The sequence below is a fragment of the Streptomyces sp. NBC_00829 genome (genome assembly GCF_045161795.1).
GTDB lineage: Bacteria > Actinomycetota > Actinomycetes > Streptomycetales > Streptomycetaceae > Streptomyces.
This window is the reverse complement of the sequence record NZ_CP108867.1, coordinates 1,527,439-1,552,486: the sequence shown is the minus strand read 5'-3', so window position 1 is coordinate 1,552,486 and position 25,048 is coordinate 1,527,439. Positions and strand designations below refer to the sequence as shown.

The window sequence follows — 25,048 nt, the reverse complement described above, 5'->3', positions numbered from 1 at the left end:
AGGGGAACATCGGTCAGCACATCCCTGCGGGCTCGGACGCCTGGCACCGGTTGCCCACGAACGTGTTGCCGGTTCCCGTGCCGCGGTTGATCAGGTCGGCGGTCTTGTTGCGCTGCACCAGGTTTTCCTTGATGACGTTGGAGGTGTTCTGGGCTCCCACGAAGCTCTGGAAGAGCAGGATGCCGCCGGACAGGGGCGAGGAGCCGACGTTGTCGACGATGTGGTTGTGGCGGACGATCGTCGCCTCGGCACCGGTGAGGACGATGCCGGCGCCCTGGATGGCGGGGAGGCGGCTGTTGCCCGGGCAGAACTTGTTGTTCTTGAAGATCCGGTTCTCCCGCAGGGTCATCGCACCGGCCGCGGGCTTCGACTCGTCACCCACGACGAAGATGCCGCCGCAGTTCTCGCTGATCCTGTTGGTCCGCACGGTGAGGTCGCGGACCCGTCGGACGGTGACTCCGATGCGATTGCCGGTGAGGATGTTGTCGGCGACCAGGGCGCCCTCGGTGTCGATCGCCCCGCCCTCGCGGTCGACGGTGTTCGCGATGAAGATCCCGGCGTCGCCGTTGTCCCGGACCGTGTTGTCCCGGAACACTCCCCGGGTGGACATCTGCTGGGCGATGCCCCAGACCCCGTTCTTCTCGGCGGTCACGCGCTTGACCGTCAGCCGGTCGGTGTTGGTGGCCCAGATGGCGTTCTTCTTGAAGCCCGTAAGGGTCAGCCCGCGGATCGTGACGCGGTCGACGGACTGCGTCGCCGTGCCCAGGACGCAGATGCCGTTGCCGGCCGTTGCGCAGGCGTTCGCGGCCTTGGTGGTGGCGGGGGCGGGCATCAGGACGGTTCTTGCGCCCGTGCCCCGCAGGGTCAGATTCGCCTTGGTGACAAGGACACTTTCCCGGTAGGTGCCGGGCGAGATGACAATGGTGTCTCCCGGCTTGGCGGCATCCACCGCTTCCTGAATCGATTCTCCCGGATGCACCGCGTGCCAGGCCGCGCCGGAGGACGGGGCGGCAGCACCCAGTCCTGAGACCACGACGACTGCGATGCATGTGAGGCACACGATCTGTCGTTTCGTCATGAGGCGAAGTTATGGGCGATCTTCGGCGCTCGCCACACGGCGTGAGCGTATGGATACATCCCGTACGCGACTGGCCTACACGAGTCGCGTCCCGCGCCCGTTCGTGTCGTGCCCGGCACGTCGCCCGCGCCGGGCGGCAGGTCCGCCGACCGGGTGAGGGGCGGGCCGCGCGGCCGGGCCGGGGTGCCGGGAGGGGCCGTGATGGAACAACCGGGGCACTCTCCGCCGGTCCCGGGGCCGCGACAAATGGCTGGCGGCTCCGACGGGGACGGAGCTAGGGTGAGATCGTTCCGCCGGTGGCCTTCTGTGGCCGCCGTCAACAGCTGCGTGTGGACCGGGAGGTGTGACTGATGGCTGTCATTGCGATGGGCGCTGCCCTCATCCAGAAGTTCATCAATTCCACTCCCTTGGTCTCCGGCTGACCTTCCTTTCCTCCGCGCCTCCGTGCGCGTGCCGGGGCCACCCGTGTGAAGGGTTTCCCCTTGTCTTCCTCCTCCTCGTCCTCCTCCTTTTCCCAGGCTTCCTCGCACCCGCTCTCCGGCTACGGCTGGGACGAGGGCTGGGACGCCGCATTCGTCCCGTGCTCCGAGCAGGGCCTGGTACCCGGCCGGGTCGTACGGGTCGACCGCGGGCAGTGCGACGTCGTCACCGCCGACGGGCTGGTACGCGCCGACACGGCCCTCGTGACCCCGCACGATCCGCTGCGGGTGATCTGCACCGGTGACTGGGCCGCCGTCGACCGGAACGGCGATCCGCGCTTCGTACGCACGTATCTGCCGCGCCGAACCGCCTTCGTGCGATCCACCTCCTCCAGCCGCTCCGAGGGGCAGATCCTCGCCGCCAACGTCGACCACGCGATCATCGCGGTCTCGCTCGCCGTCGAGCTGGACCTCGGACGGATCGAGAGGTTCCTCGCGCTGGCCTGGGAGAGCGGGGCCCAGCCGCTCGTCGTGCTCACCAAAGCGGATCTCGTGCCGGATGTCACCGGGCTCTCCTATCTCGTCCAGGACGTGGAGACCGTGGCACCCGGAGTGCGGGTGCTGCCGGTCAGCTCGGCGAGCGGGGAGGGCGTCGACGTCCTCGCCGCCCTCGTGTCCGGCGGGACGAGCGTGCTGCTGGGCGTGTCCGGTGCGGGAAAGTCGACGCTCGCCAACGCCCTGCTGGGCGAGGACGTGATGGATGTGCAGGCCATCCGTGACGTCGACGGCAAGGGCCGGCACACCACCACGACCCGCAACCTCCTCGCCCTGCCGGGCGGGGGAGTGCTCATCGACACCCCCGGGCTGCGCGGCGTCGGGCTCTGGGACGCCGAGGCGGGCGTCGGCCAGGCCTTCTCGGAGATCGAGGACCTTGCCGACCGGTGCCGCTTCCACGACTGCGCACACAGGACGGAACCGGGGTGTGCGGTGCTGGCGGCGATCGAGGACGGTTCGCTTCCGGAGCGCCGACTCGAGAGCTACCGCAAACTGCTGCGCGAGAACCAGCGCATCGTCGCGAAGACGGACGCGCGGTTGCGGTCGGAGATTCTGCGGGACTGGAAGCAGAAGGGGGCCCAGGGCAGGGCGGCGATGGATCTGAAGCGTGGCCGCGTCCGCTGACGCCGCGGGGGACCCCACGGGCTCGGTCGGGCCCCGCCGTTTGAGCGTTGAGCGCGGCGGGGCGCGGCGGGCTGCCGGGGACCGCGCCTCGAACGCCGGGCGGGGCCCGAAGTGCGGCCCCCGCCCGGCGGCACGCGACCGCGTCCCGTCATGCGGCCGGCCCGCGCCCGAACGGCGTGGGGGCCCGCACCGGCCGTGCTACTCCTCGAGACCCCAGCTGTGGATCTTCCTCGGGTGGATCCGGATCAGCTCCTCGCTGAAGTGCGGGCCCAGCTCGTGCGGGCCCGTCAGCAGCTCCGCCTCGCCCCGGATGTCCACCCCGCGCACCTTCCAGGGGCGGACGCTCACGATGTCGTCGACCACCAGCGCCACCTTCGGATTCGACTGCAGATTGCGCCACTTCTTCGTCGTGCCCAGGGCGTAGCCGCCGATCAGGATCGTTCCGTCGGCCTGCGGGAAGAAGCCGACCGGGTTCGCCTGCGGCTGGCCCTTCGGGTCGACGGTCGCCAGCCGTCCCAGGCGCTGGGACGAGAGGTACGCGCGCTCGGCCTCGCTGAATTCCGTCATGCGGGCAGCCTCACACGCCTACATCGTCCCCCGCATCGGATACCGGACCGAGTCGGGAACCAGTCGTGCGAGGACTTTCCTCCCGCTCAGCCGGGCAGTCCCCCAGGCAGGGCGCGGAGCCCGGCAGGTCGGCGGACGCAGGGCCCTGGGGGCGGCCGGGCGTCCCGCGCCGGCTCAGCCCCAGATCAGTGCGCCCACCCACGCGCCCATGACCAGCAGACAGGCGAACAGCTCCACGAGCACACTCGTCCCCACCGCCCGCATCACCGCCCTCGTGGAGGCCACAGCGGGCCCGTGCCCGCCCAGCCGCTGTCGCTCGGAGGCGTAGATACCCCCGATGAATCCGGGTATCGAGCCCACCACCGGGATCAGTACGAAGCCGAGCAGGGCCCCCGCGCCCGCGCACACCACCATCCGGCGTGTGACGCCGACACCACGCATCCGCCGCGGCGGCAGCTGCCAGACCGCCACCTGGTCGACCAGAAGCACCGCCGTCGAGCCCACGAGCAGGGCCCAGGCCAGCCCGGTCTTCTCGTGCATCGACCACCACAGGATCGCGGCCCACACCAGCCACCGTCCCGGCACACCGGGAATCAGCACCCCGAGCAGGCCCAGCAGCATCACCAGGCCCACCAGCAGGAGCTGCCACACGCCCATCTGCCAAGGGTGCAGGATGGCGCTCATCCCCGCAGGTCGCGAGCCACCCAGCCCTTCGCGTACGCGTGCCAGCCCAGCTGCAGGCGGGTCGTCACACCGGTGAGCTCCATCAGCCCCTTCACCCGGCGCTGCACGGTCCGCAGCCCCAGGTCGAGCTGCTTGGCCACCCTCGCGTCCGTCATCCCCGCGAGCAGCAGAGAGAGGATCTCCAGATCCGTGGTGTCGGGCCCGGGCACCGCCTCCTCCAGGACGCCTCCGCTCCCGCCGAGCCGCAGCGGCAACGCCTCCCGCCACACCGCCTCGAACAGCCCCATCATCGACTCGAGGAGTCCGCTGGCGTGGACGACGAGGGCCGCGGGTTCGGCGCCGCGGCCGGTCAGCGGCACCATCGCGAGGGCGCGGTCGGCCACGACCAGCTTGGTCGGCACCCGGTCGACCACGCGCACCTGTTCGTCTCGGCCGAGGGCCGCGCTCAGCTCGGTGATCGCGGCGGGCAACGAGAACACATCGCGCTCTATCACCACCCGGTAGGCGACCCCGCGCGTCGCCGCCTTCTCCTCCGCATCGTTGTCCGCCGCCGTGACCACCATCGGTTTGCCGGTGACCAGTGCGCAGACCTCCTGGGTCGCGCCCAGCTGAAGCTGGACGAAACGATGCGCCACGGCGCTCGCGCCGGTCACCACCTCGACGAGATCGTGCACGGCGGGCTCGGCCGCCTCCGCGCGGTACTCCTCCGCGAGCAGCGCCGCCGCACATTCGGCCTGATCCAGTTCATGCCGCTGCTGGGTCAGCAGCGCACCGAGCGCCACGCCGGGCGGCGCGGCCACCCAGCGCCCGGTGCGTGCCGAGGACTGCGCCGCGAGCCCCTGCTGCTCCAGCCGGTGCAGCGCGCGTTCCGTGTCCGTCTCCGGCAGGGCCAGCCGGTGCGCGAGATCGGTGACCTGCGCCGCCCCGAGGGCGACGAGCGCGCGGTACGTCAGTTCCTGTCTCTCGTCGAGACCTATCGCTCCCAGCACCTGACCCGATCCCTCCCCGGACGTGCACTTTCATGGCCACGATGGCGGGAACCGGCCACGGCGTATTCCCGCCGCGCACATCATCCCCGCATCAACCGTCCCTCTGCCAATGGTGCGCCACCGCAGCATCAACAGCCTGCGGCAACAGAGCATTTCGCGCCGTTGTGCCGGGAGCGAGTGCGGGGACGGTGATGCGCCGATCTCCATACGGCCCGTCAGGGCGGGGCCGCCCCGCGGACGCCCTGCCGCAGTTCTTTTCTCGATGCCCCGTTTTCGTACACCCCGCGCGGTGGACAATAAGGGCATGAGCCAGCAGGGGGAGAGGCCCGCCACCGAGAACGACTGGTGGAACCGGCTGTACGACGAGTCCGCCCCGGACACCGGACCCGGGGAGAGAGCGGGCGACACGCTCGACGACCGGTTCGATTCCGCGGCCGACGCGGTAGCCGCGGACGGGACACCGGAGCCGCCTGCTCCCGCCGTGCCGCCGGAAAGGCGGGGCCAGGTCGCCCCGGAGCGTCCGCGCGCCTGGTGGGAGACATACTCCCGGGACGCCGTCGCGCCCACCCCGCACCAGGAACCGGCGGACCGGGCCGCCGCGCCCCCGCGGCAGCGGGCACCCTGGGAGTCGCCGAGCGCTCCGCAGCAGCCTCCCGCGTTCCCGCCGACCCCACCGCCCGAGCCGCCGAGTACAGCGCGGCCTCGGGAGCAGCAACCCCCCGAGCCGCCGCGCGCCCAACCCGCGCCCGAGCCGCCGCGTACAGCACAGCCGCCCGCTCCCGCACCGCCCGCACCGGTACAGCCCGCGCCGCCGGCGGAACCCGCGTCCACCCAGCCCGTCCGCACCCAGCCTCCTCGTCCCGCAGGGCAGCAGCCCGCCCAAGTGTCGCCCCCCGCCGAGCAGTCGGGCCGCCGGCCGGTACCCCCGCACGCCCGGCTCCGGATCACCCACGTCGGCGACCGCCCGCCCACGTACGACGCGGAACCCACCGCCCTCCCCGCTGCCGAACCGTCGCAGCTCGACGAACTCGTCGCCGACACGGCGCTCGACGGCGCCCGCTACGGCACGTACACCCTGCGCGCGGCCTCCGTGCGCGGTGACTCCGCCCGCTACCGCGGCGAGCCGCGCCGGGACGCCCTGCTCACCGCCCGCTTCGGCACCGGCGAGACCGCACTCGTGCTGGTCGCCGTCGCCAGCGGTGCCCGCGCAGCCGAGGGGGCCCATCGCGCCGCGGCCGATGCCTGCCGCTGGATCGGCACGGCCGTCGGCCGCAGCCACGTCCGACTCTCCGAGGACATAAGGGCGGGCCGCCGCGGCGACCTCAAGTCAGGGCTGCACCGGCTCACCGACCGCAGTTTCGGCAAGCTGCGCGCCCGCGCCGCCGAGCTCGGCGTCCAGCCGGAGGAGTACACCGCCCAACTGCGCTGTCTGCTGCTCTCCGCCGATCCCCAATGCCGCACCCGGGTGTTCTTCGGCGTCGGCGGTGGAGGTCTCTTCCGCCTCCGGGACGGCGTGTGGCAGGACATCGAGCCGCCCAACCCCGAGTCGGAGGCCGTCGCCGGCGCTCCCGTCGTCGGATTCGGGTCCTCGCCGGCCGAGACCCCGGAGGGCGACCGTCTCACCATGGACCTCGGGATCCCGACACCGCCCTCGCCGTACATCGAGGCGCCGCCCCCGCCGCCCGCCGAGCCCTTCCGATTCCGTGCCTCCGTGGCCCGCCCGGGCGACACCCTGCTCCTGTGCAGCACCGGCCTGGCCGAGCCGCTGCGCGGGGAGCCCGCGCTGGGGAAGGAGCTGGCGGGGCGCTGGGGTCCGGGCGAGCCGCCCGGTCTCCCCGCATTCCTGGCGGACACCCAGCTGAGGGTGAAGGGCTACGCCGACGACCGTACGGCCGTGGCCGTCTGGGAGGCGTAACCGCGGGCGCGCTGGGGACGCCTGGCTCGCTCCCATGTACGAAACGTCCCGAGGCCGTGATTTCTTCACGATTTAGTTGATGAATCGACATGAGTGGTATGGCCCGGTCGGGGCATGCATGTCCGTGAACGTGTTCGGCATCAGGGGTCGTTTTGGAGAAGGGGCTGTTCCGACGTGCGGGTGGGGATCATGAGTGAGCGTCAGGAAGGGGCCGGACCAGCCGCGGGCGGGCACGGCGGGGACCGGGGGACTGAGGAGGGGCCGGGTGACCGGCTGCATCGCAGACTGGGCTGTACGGATCTGACATCCGTCCCTGAAGTGCGCCGGGAGTTACGGAAGTTACTTCGGACCTGGGCGGAGCAGGACGCGGCGGACGTGGCTGAGCTGCTCGCCAGTGAACTGGTGACCAACGCGCTGGTCCACACGGACCATGGCGCGGTCTTCACGGCCACCGTCGCCGCCTCGACGCTTCGTGTGGAGGTCCGGGACTTCATGGCAGGACTGCCCGTTCCTCATACGCCGGCCGCGCACCTCGACACCCATGGCCGAGGCCTGGTGCTGGTGCAGAGCCTCGCGGACGCCTGGGGCGTGTGTACGTACGGCGTGGGCAAGGTGGTCTGGTTCGAACTGCACGGAAGGCCGGTCTGACGCGCAGACCGGCCTTCCGTGTGCGGGTGCCCGACGGCTGCCCGGCCGGTGCCCCGACGGGCACTGGGCCCTCAGCCGAACTGCTGCTCCAGATCCTTGAGCTTGCGCTCAAGGGAGTCGAGACGCGGGAGCGCCTGGGTGTCGTCCTCCGCGGTGAGGTCGACCGTGCGCGGCTCAGCGCCACCGGCCGTTCTCACGGCCTGGAGGGAGGGCCGGTGTCGAAGCGGCAGCTGTCCCGGCTCGGATATCGCAGGCTCCGCGAGGGACTCCACACTGCCGGAGACGGCCTGCGCTGACGCCGACGTGGAATTGAGGGCCGGAAGCTCCGACCTGCGGTCCGCACGCCCGATCCCCCAGGCGCGGTGCTGCCGGTTGAGCGCTCTGATCTGCGCCCTCTCCAGCTTTTCGCGGTCCCGCCTGCGAAGTCGGTTCCGCTCCTTCTCGCGCCGGTCCTCACGCACCTCGTCCACCGCCTCGTCCAGGGTGCGTACGCCTTCCAGGAGCATCAGCGACCAGGCACCGAAGGTCTCCCGGGGCGCCCTCAGCCACCGCACGATCCGGATCTGTGGCAGCGGACGCGGCACCAGGCCCTGTTCGCGCAGTGCCGCCCGGCGGGTCTGCTTGAGCGCTCGGTCGAACAGCACCGCGGCCGAGAGTGACATGCCCGCGAAGAAGTGCGGAGCGCCGGCATGGTCCAGGCCCCGTGGCGCATGCACCCAGTTGAACCAGGCGGCCGCTCCGGCGAAGGTCCACACCAGCAGGCGTGAGCCGAGGGCCGCGTCGCCGTGACTGGCCTCGCGCACCGCGAGCACCGAGCAGAACATCGCCGCGCCGTCGAGCCCGAAGGGAACCAGATACTCCCAGCCCCCGCTGAGGCTGAGGTTCTGCTGGCCGAAGCCGACCAGTCCGTGGAAGGAGAGCGCGGCGGCGACTGCCGCGCAGCAGAACAGGAGCACGTAGGAGGCCGTGGCGTAGACCGCCTCCTTGCGCCTGCGGCGCTCCTCACTGCGTTCCCAGGAGTCGTCTGACGAGGCCTTGTCACCGGCGCGCTTGCCGCGCGCGAGCACCGCAACCGCCACCAGGACTCCCACGAGCATCACGCCGCCGGGAAGCAGCCAGTTCAGCGATATGTCGGTCAGTCTCATGGGCGGTGTCCCTTGCATCGCGGTAGAGCCTTTCGGGCGCCATAGTGGCCGATGCGCCGGCGCCCCCAGGGGGTTTCGGGGCAAGAGAACGCCAATGGGGCTGTGAGGCATACCGATAGGTGCGTTTGCCTCGAACAGCCGTGTAAATCAAGGGAGTTAGTTCTATTTACGTCACCCTTCCGGGTGGCGTGACCAAGAGAGCGCAGGAGATCAGGCGCTCTGCCGCATCCTGTCCACGCGGTCCGCGTCGCAGGTGCGCGGACAGGTGACGCAGGTGTCCTCGGGGCGCAGGGTGTAGAAGAGGCAGCAGCTCGCCCGGTCCCGGGTCGGCAGCGACTCGCCGTCCGGCCCGGTCAGCGCGCGGAAGCCGGGGGTCCCGACATACGGCTGGGCCGTGCCGGGCAGCAGCCTGTCCAGCTCCGTCACGGCCCGCTGCTCCTCGTCGAGGAGATGTGCGATGTACCACAGGCCCTCGACGATCTCGTCGGTCGCCATGCCCCACAGTGCGCGCCTGCCGCGCCGCATGCGCGGACCGAAGCCGTCCAGGACGGGTCCGATGTGCTCGGCGACGGCGTCCCGCACCTCCGCCCGCAGGGTCTCCTCGTCCGGTACGACCCGTGCGCCGGGCAACTGGGCCGCCGGGTCGCCGGGCAGGCAGGTGAATTGCCTCACCCGGACCGCCATGCGGCCGAGCGTGCGCTGGAAGGCCACGTCCTCGACCGGAAGCCGCGGCACCCTGCGGTGCAGGAACCAGGGGACCGTGATCAGCAGACAGGCGGGCCAGGCGTACCGGTGCAGACCGAAGCTGGCGATCACGTCCGGGCGGGCCTGTTGTCCGTAGTCCCGCAGGACCTGGGCGTTGTCCCAGGCCAGAAAGGCATCGAGGGCGGGTCCGCCCTCGGCGAGCTCTGCCGCGCCGACCCAGCCGCCGCCGGACGGGACGCTCTCGCCGTCCGCGAGATCCCGTATCCGCAGCCCGGAGTAGACCTCGGCCAGGCGCGTGTACGCGTCCTCGACGGGCGAGGTGAGGGCGGGCAACAGGGCGGGAACGGTCATGCTGGGGACCACCGAATCGCGATCGTTAGCAGGTTAGCCTTACCTTACCCGATGTGATCGGTGTTTGAACTGCCGCTCTGTCCGCCTATGGTGCCCATGTGCCCCCGCCTACGCGGGGGCACATGGGCCCCGCCTGTGCGAGCCGGGCCCGGCAGCCGGCCGGAGGAGGACCCGAGTGGAGCAGGCCCGAGCGCGCGACGCCGCGACGCCGCAGCCGCACGCGTCCGTGCGCATCCCGGGGCAGGCGCGTCCCGCCGACTCCCAGGTGTCGCAGCCCCGCGTCCCGGAGCGGGCCCGCGGCGAACACACCCACAGCGAACCGCCCGCGCCCCGGACGGTCCAGCGCCACTCCGTCCGCGGTCAGATCCTCCAGGCACTGCGCACGGCCCTCGTGGACGGCGAGCTGATCCCCGGTGAGGTCTACTCCGCCCCGGTCCTCGGCGAACGCTTCGGCGTCTCGGCGACACCCGTACGGGAGGCGATGCAGCAACTGGCGATCGAGGGCGCGGTCGAGGTCGTCCCCAACCGCGGCTTCCGCGTCACCGTACGCAGCCCCCGTGAACTGGCGGAGCTCGCCGAGGTCCGCGCCATGATCGAGGTCCCGGTCATGCTCCGGCTGGCCCGCACGGTCCCGGCCGTGCGCTGGCGCGCCCTGCGCCCGCTGGCGGACGCGACGGCAGCGGCGGCGGCCAGGGGCGACCGCGCGGCCTACGCGGAGACGGACCGCGCCTTCCACCGTGCGGTGCTCGCCCTCGCCGGCAACCAGCAGCTGGTCATGGTCGCGGACGACCTCCACCGACGCTCCCAGTGGCCCCTGACGGGCACTCTGGTCGCGCGCCGCGCTGACCTGGTGGCGGATGCGGCGGAACACATGGCGCTGCTGGAGGCCCTGATCGCGCAGGACCTGACGGTGGTGCGGTCGCTCGTACGGGAGCACTTCACCGGCGCGGACGGCTGACGACCGGGGTCGGTTTCCCGGATCCAGCGATCGGCGGTGGCGTCGGGCGGCATCGGCTCGTGCCCGGCGCGCAGCGGATGGGCGGCCTTCTGCACTAATCTGTCCCGCCGTTGGTGAAGTCCGTACGAACGGGGACGGGTTATGACCGCGGAGTTTTCGGAGTCGTCCATACCGGACGAGGCATGGGAGGAGTTCCAGCGGGAGAGCGAGGGGCCCGCGCGCCTCTCCGCACCCAAGGAACCGTCCGCGCGGGCGCGGATGGTGGCCGAGCGGCTGAGGCGTGAGGACGAGGAGGCCGCGCGGCGGCCGTCCGGGGCCCGGAGGCGGACGAGGAAGGGCCGGAGCGCTGTGCGCGCCGAGCCCCCGGCGTGGCGGGCCTGGCCGGATCATCAGCGGCGGCAGGCACGGCGGCGCAGGGGCTGGGGGCTCCTCTGGGTGGTCGTGGTGGCTGTCACCGTCCTGATCGTCATGAATCCGGACAGGACGCTGTCCTGGATGGCCGGATAGTCCGTTCCTCGGGAGCCTGCGGCGGGTAGGCGAACTGAGCGCGCCCCGGGATCCCGCATCCGTACCGAGGAGTTGTCCCATGGCCCTGACCCGCGAAGAGCGTGAGCAGTTTCTGACGGAGCCCCATATCGCCGCCCTGGCGGTGGACTCGGGCAAGGACGGCCGGGCTCCGCTGACCGTGCCTATCTGGTACCAGTACGCGCGGGGCGGCCACATCTGGATCATGACCGGACGGGAGTCCCGTAAAGGTGTCCTGATCGCCGGGGCGGGCCGTTTCACCCTGATGGTCGACCGCCTCACGCCGACCGTCCGGTACGTCTCCGTGGAAGGGCCCGTCATCGGGACCGGCCCCGCCACTCGCGATCAGCTCTGGGAGATCTCGGCCCGCTACCTCGCCCCGGAAAAGGTCGACGCCTACGTCGACTTCGCCTGGAAGGAGCACGGCGAACAGGTCGTCATCCATATGCGGCCCGAGCACTGGCTCAGCGCCGACCTCGGTGAGGGCTGAGGGACGATCAGGCCGCCGGCTCGGGCTCGGTGGAGGACGCCCCCGTGGCGGACGGCTGGGTGGCGGACGGCTGGGCCGGCACGGGCCGGGCCAGTTGAGCGCCCAGCCAGACCGGTACGCCGCCGAGGAGGCGGAACAGGCGGCGTGCCTCCTCCCGCAGACGGCCGGCCTCCGGCTCCGGCTCGCAGTCGGCGAGCGCGGCCAGCACTGGGGCCGTACCGATCAGATAACCGAGCTCCTCGCGGATCCGCAGCGACTGCGAGAAACCGTGCCGTGCCTCCGTCAACTCGCCGTCCCGCAGGGCGAGTCCGGCCTGATGGAGCCAGGTGAAGGAGAGCAGCAGCGTGTCCTGGTGCGTGACGGCCCCGGCGTGGGCGCGCTGATAGGCGGCGCGAGCCGCCTGGGGCGAGTCGGCGATGTGCTCGGCGACGAGCCCGCGCCGGAAGTCGAGCAGCGGACGGCCGGGCGAGGTGGAGGCGAGCAGCGCCGCCGCCCGGCCGAGCGCCGAGCGGGCCTCGTCGGCGCGGTCGCGTACGCCGAGCCGGGTCGCGGCATACGCCAGCCGCCCGCGCTCGCAGGCCGCCCCGCCGCGTTCCTCGTCGTCCTGGGCCACGGCCTCCGCCGTACGCAGCGCGTCCTCCGCCTCCGCCCAGCCCTCGCCGGTGAACAGACAGCGCTCGACGAGCAGTCCGGCCCGCTCCAGCGCCGCGGCGGGCTCCGCCAGCCGGGGTGTCAGCAGAGCTGCGGCATCGGTCCAACAGCCGCGCGAACGCAGCCGCCATACCGCGGTCTGGAGTGGATCGTCACCTGCAGTGGTTCCGGAACCAGACATGGCGGTATGCGCCACTTGCCCTCCCCGAGCACGCCATTGAGCTGTTGAGTCATGCGCATCTCAGCATGGATAGGCATGCCTGGCCAAGGGGTCAGGTGAATGAATTCACAATCGCCCGGGGCGTGATGGGGTGCGATGGAGGCGTCTTTCAAGGTCACGGGCGTCAGGGGGATGGATCTCGCGATGCCCGTGAGGATGACACGTAACCGGCGCGCTGCCCTCGGACGCGCCTCCTGCGCCGACGCGAACCCCCTGGCTGCGCCCCTGATCCCCACCCCACGCCGCCGCGCGTCCTCCGGCTCCTTCGCCCACGCCGCCGCGCGTCCTCCGGTTCCGTCCCGGGCTGTCCCCTCCGCCCGGCGGCGCACACCGTCAGCTCATGCGCAGCGCCAGGAAGAAGTCCAGCTTGTCCTCCAGGCGCGACAGGTCGCGGCTCGTCAGTTGCTCGATCCTGCCCACCCGGTACCGCAGGGTGTTCACATGCAGATGCAGCCGCGTCGCGCACCGCGTCCACGACCCGTCGCAGTCCAGGAACGCCTCCAGCGTCGGGATGAGTTCCGCGCGGTGCCGCCGGTCGTAGTCACGCAGGGGATCGAGCAGCCGGGCCGTGAACGCACGCCGCACATCGTCGGGGACGAACGGCAGCAGCAGGACATGCGAGGCCAGCTCGTGGTGCCCGGCCGCGCAGACCCGGCCGGGCCTGGCCGCAGCCACCCGGCGGGCGTGCCGGGCCTCCTCCAGCGCGCCGCGCAGCCCCTCCGCGGAGCTGACGGCCGCGCTGACGCCCAGGGTGAGCCGCCCGTCGTCGGCGAGACCCGCCGAGAGCGGGGCGCGTACGGAGCTGAGCAGCGCGTCCGCGTGCAGTCCGGCCTCTGCGGGGCCGACCTCCTGCGCGTCCGGTTCGGCCGGTGCGGCGGGCAGCGGGACCAGCGCGATCGCCTCGTCGCCCGTGTGGGCTACGGCGATCCGGTCCGTGGAGTCGGGTCCGGTCACGGCCGGGTCGACCAGGATCTCCTCAAGCAGGGACTGCGCGACCGGGCCGCCCTCGATCGCCGGGGCGGGCAGGCCGGCCGCGCCGCCGGAGGCCGCGTCCTGCCCCCAGTCCACCCGGGCGACGACGACCTGCCAGTGCGGCGCGGTGCCCAGGCCCGGAAGCAGCACAGGGGCGGCCACCCGCAGCCGGGCCGCGATCTCCGCGGGCGCGGCACCCGCCTGGACGAGCTCAAGGACATCCTGGGCGAGCCTGCGTCTCACCGTGCGGGCCGCCTCGCGCCGGTCGCGCTCGACCGCGATCAGCTGGGTCACACCCTGGAGCAGATCCAGCCTGGCGGCCGGCCAGTCGCTCGCGTCCGCCTCGACCGCCAGCAGCCAGTCCGACAGAACGGTCTCGCGCACATCCCGGGAGGCGGGGGCGGCTCCGCGACCGGTGTTCCGGATCGGGAACAGGGAGTAGGTCACCCCTTCCGCGGTCGCGCGATGCGGTCCTGGCCGGCCGGTGCGGGTCGCCGCCAGATGCTCGCCCGCGAGCCTGACGCTGACCGGACCGGACAGCGGCTCGGCCGCGCCGGCGATCTGGCGGCCGGTGGGGGAGAGCACCCAGGCGCGAAGATCCAGGTCGGAGCCGAGGAGGTCGAGCACGACGTCCGGCCCGCCGCCGGCGGGGCCGGAAGTCATCAACCTCCTGTGCCGATCGACGACCGCGGCGAGGTCCCCGGCGCGCTCGCCGGAGACCTGGCGTACGACGTACTCTGTAATTGTTGCAAAAGCAACCGATTCATTAACTGCAAAGAGTGGCAGGTGGTGGCGCGAACACGCTTCGATCAGATCCCTCGGAATGTCGCCGAGCTCAGCCTCGCCGGCCGCGAGACCGGCCACTCCGGCGCCCGCCAGGATGCGGACGAACGGTTCGGAGTCCTTGGCGGTATGGCGCCAGGCGAGCCCGGTCAGCACCAGTTCGCCGCCCGAGAGATAGCGGCTCGGGTCCCTCAGGTCGGTGGTCATCACGCCGCGCACGCCGCGGTCGAGTTCACCCTCGCCGCCGAGCAGCCGCAGCCCCAGCGCATCGGTGTCCAGCAGTGCGCGCAGCCGCATCTCGTCGCCGCCGATCTGTCTCGTTGTTGCCGGTGGCTCATGGCCCAGGTTTTCATGGGAAAACAGTGAGGTTACTGAGTCTCGCCTTTCGTTCGAATCTACAAGACGAGACGGGCGACCAGCCAACTCCTTCATGGTTTCGGTGACTGCACCGGGCGCGGCACGCCCTGTGTACTTGGGGCATACCTCGTTGACAGCACGTGAATATCCAGTCGAGGGCCGGCCGTCCCGGGCCCGCTGCGACGAACGGCCCCCGATGAAGAAGAGAGCCACTCATGGACTTCCTTCGCCCCGCCAGCTGGGAGGAGGCGCTCGCCGCCAAGGCCGAGCACCCCACCGCCGTACCCATCGCGGGTGGCACCGATGTGATGGTCGAGATCAACTTCGACCACCGCCGGCCCGAGTACCTCCTGGACCTGAATCGCATCGGCGAACTTGGTGAGTGGGAGGTCCGCGAGGACACCGTCCGCCTGGGCGCATCCGTTTCGTACACCCAGATCATGGAGCACCTCAGGGCCGAGCTGCCCGGCCTTGCGCTGGCGTCGCACACCGTGGCCTCCCCGCAGATCCGCAACCGCGGCGGCGTCGGCGGCAACCTCGGCACCGCATCCCCGGCCGGAGACGCCCACCCCGCCCTGCTCGCCGCGGGCGCCGAGGTCGAGGTCGAATCGGCGCGGGGCAGCCGCCTCATCCCGATCGACGCGTTCTACACCGGTGTGAAGCGCAACGCGCTGGCCCCGGACGAGCTGATCCGCGCCGTGCACATCGACAAGGCCGACGGCCCGCAGCAGTACTCCAAGGTCGGCACCCGTAACGCCATGGTGATCGCCGTCTGCGCCTTCGGCCTGGCACTGCACCCCGGGACCCGTACGGTTCGCACCGGCATCGGCTCCGCCGCCCCGACCCCGGTCCGGGCGAGCGCTGCCGAGGAGTTCTTGAACGCCGCGCTCGAAGAGGGCGGCTTCTGGGACAGCAGGAAGATCATCACCCCGTCGATCGCCAAGCAGTTCGGGGAGCTCGCCTCCGGCGGCTGCAACCCGATCGACGATGTGCGCGGCACCGCGAGCTACCGCCGTCACGCCGTCGGAATCATGGCCCGCCGCACGCTCGGCTGGACCTGGGAGTCGTACCGCGGCACGGACCGCAGCATTGAGGGAGTCGCATAATGCGCGTGAACTTCACGGTCAACGGTCGTCAGCAGGAAGCCGACGACGTCTGGGAGGGCGAGAGCCTTCTCTACGTACTGCGTGAGCGCATGGGCCTGCCGGGTTCCAAGAACGCCTGCGAGCAGGGCGAGTGCGGCTCCTGCACGGTCCGCCTCGACGGCGTCCCGGTCTGTTCCTGTCTCGTCGCCGCAGGTCAGGTCGAGGGCCGCGAGGTCGTCACGGTCGAGGGCCTGGCGGACTACGCCCGGCACCGCGAGGACGCCCACCCCGGTGGAGCCTGCGCTTCGGGAGCCTGCGGCACGACGATCGACACGGCCCAGCGCTGGCAGGCCAAGCCCAAGGACTCGCATACCGGAGAGCGGACGGAACTCTCGCCGATCCAGCAGGCGTTCATCGACGCGGGTGCCGTGCAGTGCGGTTTCTGCACCCCCGGTCTGCTGGTGGCCGCCGACGATCTGCTTGAGCGCAATGCCGAGCCCTCGGACGCCGACATCCGCGAGGCCCTGTCCGGCAACCTCTGCCGCTGCACCGGTTACGAGAAGATCCTCGACGCGGTCCGCCTCGCGGCCGCCCGTCAGGAAGAGGCGGTCTGATCATGACGCTGCATCCACGGGTCGCTTCCGCCCCCGCGGGAACGCCGACCAGCATCTCCCAGGGCTCCAAGACCAAGGGCGGCGTCGGCGAGTCGACGCTGCGCCCCGACGGCACCCTCAAGGTCACCGGTGAGTTCGCGTACTCCTCTGACATGTGGCACGAGGACATGCTCTGGGGGCACACGCTGCGCAGCACCCTCGCGCACGCCGAGATCAGGTCCATCGACATCTCCGAGGCGCTCGCGGTGCCCGGCGTCTACGCCGTACTGACCTACGACGACCTGCCGACCGAGACGAAGAACTACGGGCTGGAGATCCAGGACACCCCGGTTCTCGCCCACGGCAAGGTCCGCCACCACGGCGAGCCGGTGGCGCTCGTCGCCGCCGACCACCCGGAGACCGCCCGCCGGGCCGCCGCCAAGATCAAGATCGAGTACGTCGAGCTCCCGCTCATCACCGACGAGGCGTCGGCGACGGCGCCCGGCGCGATCCTGGTCCACGAGCGACGCGCCGACCACCACATCGGCCATGTCCCGCACCCGAACATCCTGCACCGTCAGCCCATCGTCCGCGGCGACGCCGACGAGGCGGCGGAGCGAGCCGATGTGATCGTCAGGGGCGAGTACACCTTCGGCATGCAGGACCAGGCCTTCCTCGGCCCCGAGTCCGGTCTCGCCGTGCCGTCCGAGGACGGCGGCGTCGAGTTGTATGTCGCCACCCAGTGGCTCCACTCCGATGTGCGCCAGATCGCCCCCGTCCTCGGTCTGCCCGAGGAGAAGGTGCGGATGACGCTCTCCGGCGTCGGCGGCGCGTTCGGCGGTCGCGAGGATCTGTCGATGCAGATCCACGCCTGCCTGCTCGCCCTGCGCACCGGCAAGCCCGTCAAGATCGTCTACAACCGTTTCGAGTCGTTCTTCGGACACGTGCACCGGCACCCGGCGAAGCTCTCCTACGAGCACGGCGCCACCAAGGACGGCAAGCTCACGCACATGAAGTGCAAGATCGTCCTGGACGGCGGCGCCTACGCGTCGGCCTCCCCGGCGGTCGTCGGCAACGCCGCATCCCTGGGCGTCGGCCCGTACGTCGTCGACGATGTGGACATCGAGGCGATCGCGCTCTACACCAACAACCCCCCCTGCGGCGCCATGCGCGGATTCGGCGCGGTCCAGGCGTGCTTCGCGTACGAGGCCCAGATGGACAAGCTCGCGGCGAAACTGGGCATGGACCCGGTGGAGTTCCGCCAGCTCAACGCCATGGAGCAGGGCACCCTGTTGCCGACCGGCCAGCCGGTCGACTCCCCGGCGCCCGTCGCCGAACTGCTGCGGCGCGTCAAGGCCATGCCGCTGCCGCCCGAGCAGCAGTGGCTCGCGGCCGGTGAGGAGGCGGACGTCCGCGCCCTGCCCGGCGGTCTGTCCAACACCACGCACGGCGAAGGCGTGGTCCGGGGCATCGGCTACGCGGTCGGCATCAAGAACGTCGGCTTCTCCGAGGGCTTCGACGACTACTCCACCGCGCGGGTGCGCATGGAGGTCGTGGGCGGTGAGCCCGTCGCGACCGTCCACACCGCGATGGCGGAGGTCGGCCAGGGCGGTGTCACCGTCCACGCCCAGATCGCCCGCACCGAACTCGGTGTCACCCAGGTGACGATCCAGCCCGCCGACACCCAGGTCGGCTCCGCCGGTTCGACGTCCGCGTCCCGCCAGACGTACGTCACGGGCGGAGCGGTGAAGCACACCTGCGAGAACGTCCGCGAGAGGGTCCTGGAGATCGGCCGCAGGAAGTTCGGCTCCTACCACCCCGCGTGGGCCACAGCCGAGCTGCTTCTCGAAGGCGGAAAGGTCGTCACCGACGGCGGCGAGGTGCTCGCCGACCTGGTGGATGTGCTCGAGGACGAGGCCGTCGACCTCGAACTGGAGTGGCGCCACCGCCCCACCCAGGCCTTCGACCTGGTCACCGGCCAGGGCAACGGCCACGTCCAGTACTCCTTCGCCGCGCATCGCGCGGTTGTCGAGGTGGACACCGAGCTCGGCCTGGTCAAGGTCATCGAACTGGCCTGCGCCCAGGACGTCGGCAAGGCGCTCAACCCGCTGTCCGTCGTCGGCCAGATCCAGGGCGGCACCACCCAGGGCCTGGGCGTGGCGGTCATGGAAGAGATCATCGTGGACCCGAAGACCGCGAAGGTGCGCAACCCCTCCTTCACGGACTATCTGATCCCCACCATCCTCGACACGCCGACGATCCCCGTCGACGTGCTCGAACTCGCCGACGACCACGCGCCGTACGGGCTGCGCGGCGTCGGCGAGGCCCCGACCCTCTCCTCCACCCCGGCCGTCCTCGCGGCGATCCGGCAGGCGACGGGTCTGGAACTGAACAGGACGCCGGTACGCCCCGAGCACCTCACCGGCACCTGACACAAACCCTCCGGGCGGCGCTCCGCGCTCCGTGGAACGTCACACTTCCCCGCCGGTCCGCGCCGCCCGGAGAACCCCGGTACCGCACCGCTCGCGGTCCTTGGAGCACCCCCCACCAGCACCACCAGTACCGAACCCAGTTCGTCTCGGGCCGTCCCCCGGGTCGTGCAGCCAGCGCACCATCCCAAATCCCGCAGCTTCGGTCTCCATGCGGGTGCCCCTGTGAACCTTGGGAGTAGGCACCATGACCCAGCAGTCCCAGAAGCCGAGAACCAGCGTCGAGGACGCCGACGCCGGCACGTACCCCCAGAGCCTTCCGCCCGGGGGGACCCCCACCTCGCTTCGCCCGCCCGCCGGGCTCTCCTGGCTCGACCGGTACTTCCACATAACCCAGCGCGGATCGACCATCGGCCGGGAGGTGCGCGGCGGCATCACCACCTTCATGGCGATGGCGTACATCATCCTTCTCAACCCGGTGATTCTCTCGGTACCCGACGCGACCGGTCACAAGCTCGACGGGGATCAGCTCACCACCGCAACCGTCTTCGCCGCCGCCGCAACCACCATCGTGATGGGCTTCATCGGCAATGTGCCGCTGGCCCTCGCCGCGGGACTCAGCGTCTCCGCCGTCCTGGCTTTCCAGGTCGCTCCCGAAATGACCTGGGAAAACGCGATGGGCATGTGCGTCATCTACGGCCTTGTGATCGTCCTGCTGGTCGTCACCGGCCTGCGAGAACTGATCATGAACGCCATCCCCCTGGCGCTCAAGCACGCCATCACCATGGGCATCGGCCTCTTCGTCTGCCTCATCGGCCTGGTCCAGGCGGGCTTCGTCACCTCCATGCCCGGAGAGGGCGGCATCGCCGGCGCCAAGCCGATCCAGCTCGGCACGAGCGACATGCTCACCGGCTGGCCGGTGCTCTGCTTCGCCGTCACCGTCCTGCTGATCTTCCTGCTCCAGGTCCGCAAGGTTCCCGGCGCGATCCTGATCGGCATCGTCGGCGGCACCGTCTTCGCAGCCCTGGTCCACCAGTTCGCCGGGCTCGACAAGAAGGCCTGGGGCGGGCTGAACGCCCCCGAGATCACCGGATCCATCGTCAGCACGCCCGACTTCGGCCTCTTCGGCAGCGTCTCCTTCAGCGGCATGGGCAACGTCGGTGGTATCACCGTCGGCGTCATCGTCTTCACCCTGGTGCTGGCCGGCTTCTTCGACGCCATGGGCACCATCATCGGCATCGGCCAGCAGGCGGGCCTCGCCGACGACAAGGGCAGGATGCCGGGCCTCAACAAGGCGCTCGCCATCGACGGGGCGGGCGGCGCGATCGGCGGCATCGCCGGCGCGTCCGGCCAGACGGTGTTCGTCGAGTCCACCGCCGGTGTCGGCGACGGCGCACGTACCGGCTTCGCCGGCGTCATCACCGGACTCGCCTTCACGCTCTGCCTGTTCTTCACCCCGCTCGCCCAGCTCATCCCCACCCAGGTGGCCGCCGCCGCGCTCGTCGTCATCGGCTCGATGATGCTGACGAACGCCAAGCACATCGACTGGAACGACCAGGCGACCTCGATCCCGGTCTTCCTCACCACCGTGCTGATGCCCTTCACCTACTCGATCACCGCAGGCATCGCAGCGGGCGTCATCGCCCACGTGATGATCAAGGCGGTCCAGGGCAGGGCACGCGACATCGGCTGGCTGATGTGGGTGCTGTCCGTCGTCTTCCTGGCCTACTTCGCCCTTCACCCGATCGAGGGATGGCTCGGAGTCAGGTAACGCTCCACCGCCCTACACACACCCTTGAGGAGACCGACATGCTGGACATCGCCGACGAGCTGAACCGGTGGGTCGAGCAGGGCCGTGCGTTCGCCGTCGCCACCGTCGTGGCCGTCGGCGGCAGCGCGCCCCGGCAGCCGGGCGCCGCCCTCGCCGTGGACAGCGAGGGCACGGCGATCGGGTCGGTCTCCGGAGGGTGCGTGGAAGGCGCGGTGTACGACCTGTGCCGACAGTCGCTCATCGACGGACGCACCGTCCTCGAACGGTTCGGCTACAGCGACGAGGACGCCTTCGCGGTCGGTCTGACCTGCGGCGGCATCATCGACATCCTGGTCACACCCCTCGGTGCGGACGCTCCCGCAAAGGCTGTGTTCGCCGCCGCGCTCTCCGCCGCCGCCCAGGGCGTCGCCGCGGCCCTCGCGCGGATCACCGACGGTCCCGCGGACGTGATGGGCCGCGCGATCCTCGTCCGTACCGACGGCTCGTACGACGGCTCGCTCGGCGGCCACCGGGAACTGGACCGCACCGCGGCGGGAGAGGCGAGCGCCCTGCTGGACGCGGGCCGCACGGGCACCGTCACCATCGGAGCGGACGGCAGCCGCTGCGGGCAGCCGCTGACCCTCCTCGTGGAATCGTCCGTCCCCGCGCCCCGGATGATCGTCTTCGGGGCGATCGACTTCGCGTCGGCGCTCGTACGGGTCGGGAAGTTCCTCGGCCACCACGTCACCGTCTGCGACGCCCGTCCCGTCTTCGCGACAAGGACCCGATTCCCGGAGGCGGACGAGATCGTCGTCGACTGGCCGCACCGCTACCTGGAGTCGACGGAGGTGGACGGCCGTACGGTCCTGTGCGTCCTCACCCACGACGCCAAGTTCGATGTGCCCCTGCTCGAACTGGCCCTCAGGCTTCCCGTCGCCTACGTCGGCGCGATGGGTTCCCGCCGTACCCATGAGGAACGCAACAAGCGCCTGCGCGAGGTCGGCGTCACCGAAATCGAACTCGCCAGGCTCCGCAGCCCGATCGGCCTGGACCTCGGCGCCCGCACCCCGCAGGAGACGGCACTGTCGATCGCCGCCGAGATCGTGGCGAACCGGCGTGGCGGCAGCGGAGTCTCCCTGACCGGAGCACACACCCCGATCCACCACGACGGCGACCTGGTCCCCGCGGGCCGCATCGGCTCGGTCGCCTGAGGCGTCGGGATTCAGCCCCTTCTGGTTCAGGCGGTGTTCGACCGGCTACGCTCCTGACAGCCTTGGCTGATGAGGCTCTTCATTCCCGTCTCGGGGCGGCAAAGGGCCGGGGCGGGTCCTGCCGGGAGCGGGACCGTGACAGGACTGGGGGAGTGAAGTGGGCACAAAGAGCGCCATGCGCGAGCTCCGCGACGAACTGGCGGGTGCTCTGGAGCGGGCCAGGCCGTCCAGGCCCGAGGACGTGCTCGCGGCGCTCTGCGAGCATCTCGGGGCGATGCGCGGCAGGCCGGTGGTGTACCACTTCGCCGACTTCCCCCCGGGAACGGCCAGCGGGCTCTACCTGGACATGGCCGACCGCGACATGATCGTCATCCAGGAGAAGACCAGCCCCTGGCACCAGTTGGTCATCTTCGGCCACGAGGTGTGGCACATGATCGCCGGTCACTGCGGGCACCACGAGCCCGGAGCGGCCGTGGCCGCACGCCTCCTCACCGAGGACGCCGATCTGCACGCCGCGCTGCAGAACGTGGCGGCCCGTACGGACTTCCAGCACGCGCAGGAAGCGGACGCCGAGGTCTTCGGACTGGAGCTCGGAGCTCATCTGCGCGGATGGGTGGAGGGGACCGGGACCGCCGCACCACGCAGCGAGCTGGCCCGGCGCATCCAGGCCTCGCTCGGTCGCAGGGCTGACAGTGCGGAACTCTGACTATTACCTTCCTGCCGTCGCACTGGGGATCGCCTTCATCGCCAAACTCCCGGCGCTGATGCGGGGGTGGCGTGACCCGCTGGTGCGTTCGGTGTGTTTCCTGGTGTTCGCCGCGGCGAACTGCTTCTTCTTCGCCGCGCCGCCCACCATCAGCACGGTCAACGACCTCACCGGCGTCCCGAACTTCTCGGGCCCGCTCGTCTACTGCATCATGTGCGCGTTCAGCTGTGCCTGCCTGGTACTCATCGTCAACTGGCGGGGCGGGCCCGAGAAGAGGGTCCGTCGCAGCGAACGGCTGTGGATCGCCGGCTACGGAACGGCCATCGTCGCCCTGCCCGTTCTCTTCGCGCTGGGAGACGCGCCGGTCGAACGGCTCCGCGACCTGGACACCTACTACGCCAACACACCGTTCATCCGGGAGATGATCGTCACCTACCTGGTGGCGCACATGGTCGCGGCCCTGGTGACCGTGACGCTGTGTCTGCGCTGGGCCAGAGCGGTGGGCGAATGGCTGCGTGTGGGCCTGGTCGTGCTCGTGATCGGCTTTGTACTCAACCTTGTGTTCGGCGCCGCCAAGCTGACCGCCGTCGTCGGCCGGTGGGCGGGCAAGGACTGGGATGCCCTCAGCACGACGGTGGCACCGCCCATCGTCGCCGCGGGCGGCCTGATCGTGACCGTGGGGTTCCTGCTGCCGCTGCTGGGCCCGCAGATCAGCGGCGCCCTGCGGGCCTGGTTCATCTACCTGCGCCTGGGCCCGCTGTGGAGGCGGCTGCGGTCCACCCCTGGTGAGCACGCCGGACTGCCGCAGATCCCCTGGTGGGCCGATCCCGACATGCGGCTCACCCTGCGGGAGACCGGCATCCACGACGAACTCCTCAAACTCCAGCCGTACTTCGACGACCAGGTGCGTCTGCGGGCGCACCTCGCGGCGATCGAGGCCCAGGCGTCCGAGGAGGACGCGGACCTCGTGGGGGTGGCGGCCATGGTTTCCGCCGCCGTCGCGGCGAAGTCCAGCAGTCCGAAGGCGGAGGCCGAAGGCCACACCTCCGCGGGAGCAGTGGCCCTGACAGCGGTCCTCGGCCCGGGACGCGGCCGACTCGTACAGCTTTCGCGCGCCCTCCATTCCCCCTATGTCGCAGCCGCATTCGACAACGCGGCCCCTACAGAGAGCAGTTCGCGATGACGCGCTCCACCCAGACTGCGCGGTCCGCCACGTCCCGCCGTGCCGTGGTCGTCGGCGGAGGCATGGCCGGCATGCTCGCGGCGGCGGTCCTGGCCGGCGTCATGGAGGAGGTCACGGTCATCGAGCGCGACGCACTGCCGCAGGGGCCCCACGTACGCAAGTCGCTTCCACAGGCACGCCACGTACACGTCCTGTGGTCCGGCGGAGCCCGCGCGTTCGAGGAGCTGATGCCCGGGATCACCGGTCACTGGCTGGCCGCCGGCGCCCGTCGCATACCGCTGCCGACCGGCCTGGTGTCGATGACGGCGGAGGGCTGGCTCCGCCGCTGGCCCGAGATGCAGTACATGATCGCCTGCACCCGGGACCTGCTGGACTGGGTGGTGCGCGAGCAAGTACTGAAACTCCCCGCCGTCACCCTGCTCCAGGGGCACGAGATGCAAGCCCTGGAGGGCAGCGGCGGCAAGGTGAGCGGGGTGCGCGTCCGCACCCCCGGCGGTGACGACCAGAGCATCGAGGCCGCACTCGTCGTCGACGCGAGCGGCCGTGGCTCCCGGGCCCCCGAGTGGCTGTCGGCCCTGGGCGTGGACGGCATCGAGGAGGCGGAGGTCGACTCGGGCCTGGTGTACGCCAGCCGCCTCTACCGGGCGCCCGAGGGCGCCGACGACTTCCCCATCGTCAACGTCCAGTCCGACCCCGGCGACCCGGTGCCCGGCCGGACGGCGACGGTCGTGCCTGTCGAGGGGGGACGCTGGCTGGTCACGCTGTCGGGGACCCGCGGAGGCGAACCCTCCCGCGACCCCGCCCGGTTCGAGGCCTTCGCACGCTCCGTCCGGCACCCCGTCGTCGGCGACCTCATCGCCATGACGGAGCCCCTCTCGGACGTCACCTTGACCCGCAGCACCGTCAACCGCCGCAGATACTTCGAGAGAGCCACCGCATGGCCCGACGGATTCATCGTGGTCGGCGACTCGGTGGCGACCTACAACCCGCTGTACGGGCAGGGCATGACGGTGGCCGCCCAGGGCCTCGTGGAGCTGCGGAACACGCTGCACCAGCACGGGCCCGGCACCCCGGGCCTCGCCCGCCGCGTCCAGCGTGCCATCGCCCGCCCCGCCGGCCTGGCCTGGGAGCTGGCCACCTCCCAGGACATCCTCTACCCCGGAGCCGTGGGCCGGCAGCCCCGCCCGGGCACCGGACTCGCGAACTCCTATGTCAACCGACTTGTCCGTACGGCGACCGGCCGTGCCCAGATCACCCGGGCCTTCCTCGCCGTCGTGACCATGTCCGAATCGCCCACGACATGGCTCCATCCCGACACCGTGGTGGGCGTGCTGCGCGGTCCGGGCAGGAGGCCGCTGAGCGGACCGCCGCTGACCGAGGCGGAGCTCAAGGCGGCATCCGGCGGCGCCGCCGCGGGCCCACGCGCGCAGGCCACCTCCACGCCGTGACGGCAGG

Annotated in this window: 22 protein-coding genes; 14 read left to right on the top strand and 8 right to left on the bottom strand. The window is 71.1% G+C overall.

What is annotated here, in order from left to right; all coding sequences use genetic code 11:
- Positions 1 to 13 precede the first annotated feature (13 nt).
- Positions 14 to 1,078: a nitrous oxide reductase family maturation protein NosD gene (locus OG293_RS06725; RefSeq protein WP_405997841.1), complete on the bottom strand. Its 1,065-nt coding sequence runs from the start codon at positions 1,076 to 1,078 to the stop codon at positions 14 to 16.
- Between the two features lie 482 nt (positions 1,079 to 1,560).
- Between OG293_RS06725 and rsgA the strand changes: the two genes are divergently transcribed.
- Positions 1,561 to 2,676 (top strand): ribosome small subunit-dependent GTPase A, encoded by a 1,116-nt coding sequence (gene rsgA / locus OG293_RS06720; protein ID WP_405997840.1) that lies wholly within the window; start codon positions 1,561 to 1,563, stop codon positions 2,674 to 2,676.
- Positions 2,677 to 2,874: 198 nt separating this feature from the next.
- Here the strand turns inward: rsgA and OG293_RS06715 are convergent, their stop codons facing one another.
- The 3 genes from OG293_RS06715 to OG293_RS06705 all read right to left on the bottom strand — a co-directional run bounded on the left by OG293_RS06715 (position 2,875) and on the right by OG293_RS06705 (position 4,916).
- The gene (locus OG293_RS06715) at positions 2,875 to 3,243 is read right to left on the bottom strand and encodes a PPOX class F420-dependent oxidoreductase (protein WP_405997839.1); all 369 of its coding nucleotides are present in this window, start codon (positions 3,241 to 3,243) and stop codon (positions 2,875 to 2,877) included.
- A 174-nt stretch (positions 3,244 to 3,417) separates the two neighbouring features.
- The gene (locus tag OG293_RS06710) at positions 3,418 to 3,900 is read right to left on the bottom strand and encodes a DUF456 domain-containing protein (RefSeq protein WP_406003524.1); all 483 of its coding nucleotides are present in this window, start codon (positions 3,898 to 3,900) and stop codon (positions 3,418 to 3,420) included.
- Between the two features lie 23 nt (positions 3,901 to 3,923).
- Positions 3,924 to 4,916 (bottom strand): helix-turn-helix domain-containing protein, encoded by a 993-nt coding sequence (locus OG293_RS06705; RefSeq protein ID WP_405997838.1) that lies wholly within the window; start codon positions 4,914 to 4,916, stop codon positions 3,924 to 3,926.
- A 304-nt stretch (positions 4,917 to 5,220) separates the two neighbouring features.
- Here OG293_RS06705 and OG293_RS06700 point away from each other — a divergent pair, with 304 nt between their 5' ends.
- Together OG293_RS06700 and OG293_RS06695 are read left to right on the top strand one after the other, a co-directional pair.
- Positions 5,221 to 6,831, top strand: a complete 1,611-nt coding sequence (locus OG293_RS06700; RefSeq protein ID WP_405997837.1) for a protein phosphatase 2C domain-containing protein — start codon at positions 5,221 to 5,223, stop codon at positions 6,829 to 6,831.
- A gap of 189 nt (positions 6,832 to 7,020) precedes the next feature.
- On the top strand, positions 7,021 to 7,479 hold the full coding sequence (locus OG293_RS06695) for an ATP-binding protein (protein ID WP_405997836.1): 459 nt from the start codon (positions 7,021 to 7,023) through the stop codon (positions 7,477 to 7,479).
- A 71-nt stretch (positions 7,480 to 7,550) separates the two neighbouring features.
- Here OG293_RS06695 and OG293_RS06690 read toward each other — a convergent pair whose 3' ends face one another.
- Together OG293_RS06690 and OG293_RS06685 are read right to left on the bottom strand one after the other, a co-directional pair.
- Positions 7,551 to 8,624, bottom strand: coding sequence for a DUF2637 domain-containing protein (locus OG293_RS06690; RefSeq protein ID WP_405997835.1), 1,074 nt, complete (start codon positions 8,622 to 8,624; stop codon positions 7,551 to 7,553).
- Between the two features lie 210 nt (positions 8,625 to 8,834).
- Complete coding sequence (locus tag OG293_RS06685; protein WP_405997834.1) at positions 8,835 to 9,680, bottom strand: (2Fe-2S)-binding protein; 846 nt, start codon at positions 9,678 to 9,680, stop codon at positions 8,835 to 8,837.
- A gap of 175 nt (positions 9,681 to 9,855) precedes the next feature.
- On the opposite strand from OG293_RS06685, the gene OG293_RS06680 reads away from it, so the two are divergent.
- The 3 genes from OG293_RS06680 (at position 9,856) to OG293_RS06670 (ending at position 11,653) form a co-directional block, all read left to right on the top strand.
- Complete coding sequence (locus OG293_RS06680; RefSeq protein WP_405997833.1) at positions 9,856 to 10,638, top strand: GntR family transcriptional regulator; 783 nt, start codon at positions 9,856 to 9,858, stop codon at positions 10,636 to 10,638.
- A 141-nt stretch (positions 10,639 to 10,779) separates the two neighbouring features.
- Entirely contained in the window at positions 10,780 to 11,145 is a 366-nt protein-coding gene (locus OG293_RS06675; protein WP_405997832.1) for a hypothetical protein, read from the top strand.
- Between the two features lie 79 nt (positions 11,146 to 11,224).
- Positions 11,225 to 11,653: a pyridoxamine 5'-phosphate oxidase family protein gene (locus OG293_RS06670; protein WP_405997831.1), complete on the top strand. Its 429-nt coding sequence runs from the start codon at positions 11,225 to 11,227 to the stop codon at positions 11,651 to 11,653.
- Between the two features lie 7 nt (positions 11,654 to 11,660).
- Here OG293_RS06670 and OG293_RS06665 read toward each other — a convergent pair whose 3' ends face one another.
- The gene (locus OG293_RS06665) at positions 11,661 to 12,485 is read right to left on the bottom strand and encodes a hypothetical protein (protein ID WP_405997830.1); all 825 of its coding nucleotides are present in this window, start codon (positions 12,483 to 12,485) and stop codon (positions 11,661 to 11,663) included.
- Between the two features lie 372 nt (positions 12,486 to 12,857).
- Positions 12,858 to 14,576: a PucR family transcriptional regulator gene (locus OG293_RS06660; RefSeq protein WP_405997829.1), complete on the bottom strand. Its 1,719-nt coding sequence runs from the start codon at positions 14,574 to 14,576 to the stop codon at positions 12,858 to 12,860.
- 275 nt (positions 14,577 to 14,851) lie between these two features.
- On the opposite strand from OG293_RS06660, the gene OG293_RS06655 reads away from it, so the two are divergent.
- The 8 genes from OG293_RS06655 to OG293_RS06620 all read left to right on the top strand — a co-directional run bounded on the left by OG293_RS06655 (position 14,852) and on the right by OG293_RS06620 (position 25,041).
- Positions 14,852 to 15,742, top strand: coding sequence for an FAD binding domain-containing protein (locus OG293_RS06655; RefSeq protein WP_405997828.1), 891 nt, complete (start codon positions 14,852 to 14,854; stop codon positions 15,740 to 15,742).
- On the top strand, positions 15,742 to 16,335 hold the full coding sequence (locus OG293_RS06650; RefSeq protein WP_405997827.1) for a (2Fe-2S)-binding protein: 594 nt from the start codon (positions 15,742 to 15,744) through the stop codon (positions 16,333 to 16,335). The genes OG293_RS06655 and OG293_RS06650 overlap by 1 nt, the downstream gene beginning before the upstream one ends.
- Before the next feature lie 2 nt (positions 16,336 to 16,337).
- Complete coding sequence (locus OG293_RS06645) at positions 16,338 to 18,746, top strand: xanthine dehydrogenase family protein molybdopterin-binding subunit (RefSeq protein WP_405997826.1); 2,409 nt, start codon at positions 16,338 to 16,340, stop codon at positions 18,744 to 18,746.
- A 244-nt stretch (positions 18,747 to 18,990) separates the two neighbouring features.
- The gene (locus OG293_RS06640) at positions 18,991 to 20,514 is read left to right on the top strand and encodes an NCS2 family permease (RefSeq protein ID WP_405997825.1); all 1,524 of its coding nucleotides are present in this window, start codon (positions 18,991 to 18,993) and stop codon (positions 20,512 to 20,514) included.
- Positions 20,515 to 20,552: 38 nt separating this feature from the next.
- Entirely contained in the window at positions 20,553 to 21,704 is a 1,152-nt protein-coding gene (locus OG293_RS06635) for an XdhC family protein (RefSeq protein ID WP_405997824.1), read from the top strand.
- 175 nt (positions 21,705 to 21,879) lie between these two features.
- Positions 21,880 to 22,410, top strand: coding sequence for a toxin-antitoxin system, toxin component (locus OG293_RS06630; protein WP_405997823.1), 531 nt, complete (start codon positions 21,880 to 21,882; stop codon positions 22,408 to 22,410).
- Positions 22,397 to 23,593: an MAB_1171c family putative transporter gene (locus tag OG293_RS06625; protein WP_405997822.1), complete on the top strand. Its 1,197-nt coding sequence runs from the start codon at positions 22,397 to 22,399 to the stop codon at positions 23,591 to 23,593. Before OG293_RS06630 ends, OG293_RS06625 begins: the two co-directional genes overlap by 14 nt.
- Positions 23,590 to 25,041: an FAD-dependent oxidoreductase gene (locus OG293_RS06620; protein WP_405997821.1), complete on the top strand. Its 1,452-nt coding sequence runs from the start codon at positions 23,590 to 23,592 to the stop codon at positions 25,039 to 25,041. The genes OG293_RS06625 and OG293_RS06620 overlap by 4 nt, the downstream gene beginning before the upstream one ends.
- The last annotated feature ends 7 nt before the right edge of the window (positions 25,042 to 25,048 follow it).

Excerpts from the sequence above, each read along its gene's own strand:
- OG293_RS06620 (WP_405997821.1), top strand. The coding sequence starts at position 23,590 with ATGACGCGCTCCACCCAGACTGCGCGGTCCGCCACGTCCCGCCGTGCC.
- OG293_RS06665 (WP_405997830.1), bottom strand. The coding sequence starts at position 12,485 with ATGTCTGGTTCCGGAACCACTGCAGGTGACGATCCACTCCAGACCGCG.
- OG293_RS06635 (WP_405997824.1), top strand. The coding sequence starts at position 20,553 with ATGCTGGACATCGCCGACGAGCTGAACCGGTGGGTCGAGCAGGGCCGT.
- OG293_RS06710 (WP_406003524.1), bottom strand. The coding sequence starts at position 3,900 with ATGGGCGTGTGGCAGCTCCTGCTGGTGGGCCTGGTGATGCTGCTGGGC.
- OG293_RS06640 (WP_405997825.1), top strand. The coding sequence starts at position 18,991 with ATGACCCAGCAGTCCCAGAAGCCGAGAACCAGCGTCGAGGACGCCGAC.
- OG293_RS06700 (WP_405997837.1), top strand. The coding sequence starts at position 5,221 with ATGAGCCAGCAGGGGGAGAGGCCCGCCACCGAGAACGACTGGTGGAAC.
- OG293_RS06675 (WP_405997832.1), top strand. The coding sequence starts at position 10,780 with ATGACCGCGGAGTTTTCGGAGTCGTCCATACCGGACGAGGCATGGGAG.
- OG293_RS06690 (WP_405997835.1), bottom strand. The coding sequence starts at position 8,624 with ATGAGACTGACCGACATATCGCTGAACTGGCTGCTTCCCGGCGGCGTG.
- OG293_RS06685 (WP_405997834.1), bottom strand. The coding sequence starts at position 9,680 with ATGACCGTTCCCGCCCTGTTGCCCGCCCTCACCTCGCCCGTCGAGGAC.
- OG293_RS06660 (WP_405997829.1), bottom strand. The coding sequence starts at position 14,576 with ATGCGGCTGCGCGCACTGCTGGACACCGATGCGCTGGGGCTGCGGCTG.
- OG293_RS06715 (WP_405997839.1), bottom strand. The coding sequence starts at position 3,243 with ATGACGGAATTCAGCGAGGCCGAGCGCGCGTACCTCTCGTCCCAGCGC.
- OG293_RS06655 (WP_405997828.1), top strand. The coding sequence starts at position 14,852 with ATGGACTTCCTTCGCCCCGCCAGCTGGGAGGAGGCGCTCGCCGCCAAG.
- OG293_RS06725 (WP_405997841.1), bottom strand. The coding sequence starts at position 1,078 with ATGACGAAACGACAGATCGTGTGCCTCACATGCATCGCAGTCGTCGTG.
- OG293_RS06630 (WP_405997823.1), top strand. The coding sequence starts at position 21,880 with ATGCGCGAGCTCCGCGACGAACTGGCGGGTGCTCTGGAGCGGGCCAGG.
- OG293_RS06695 (WP_405997836.1), top strand. The coding sequence starts at position 7,021 with ATGAGTGAGCGTCAGGAAGGGGCCGGACCAGCCGCGGGCGGGCACGGC.
- OG293_RS06645 (WP_405997826.1), top strand. The coding sequence starts at position 16,338 with ATGACGCTGCATCCACGGGTCGCTTCCGCCCCCGCGGGAACGCCGACC.
- OG293_RS06650 (WP_405997827.1), top strand. The coding sequence starts at position 15,742 with ATGCGCGTGAACTTCACGGTCAACGGTCGTCAGCAGGAAGCCGACGAC.
- OG293_RS06670 (WP_405997831.1), top strand. The coding sequence starts at position 11,225 with ATGGCCCTGACCCGCGAAGAGCGTGAGCAGTTTCTGACGGAGCCCCAT.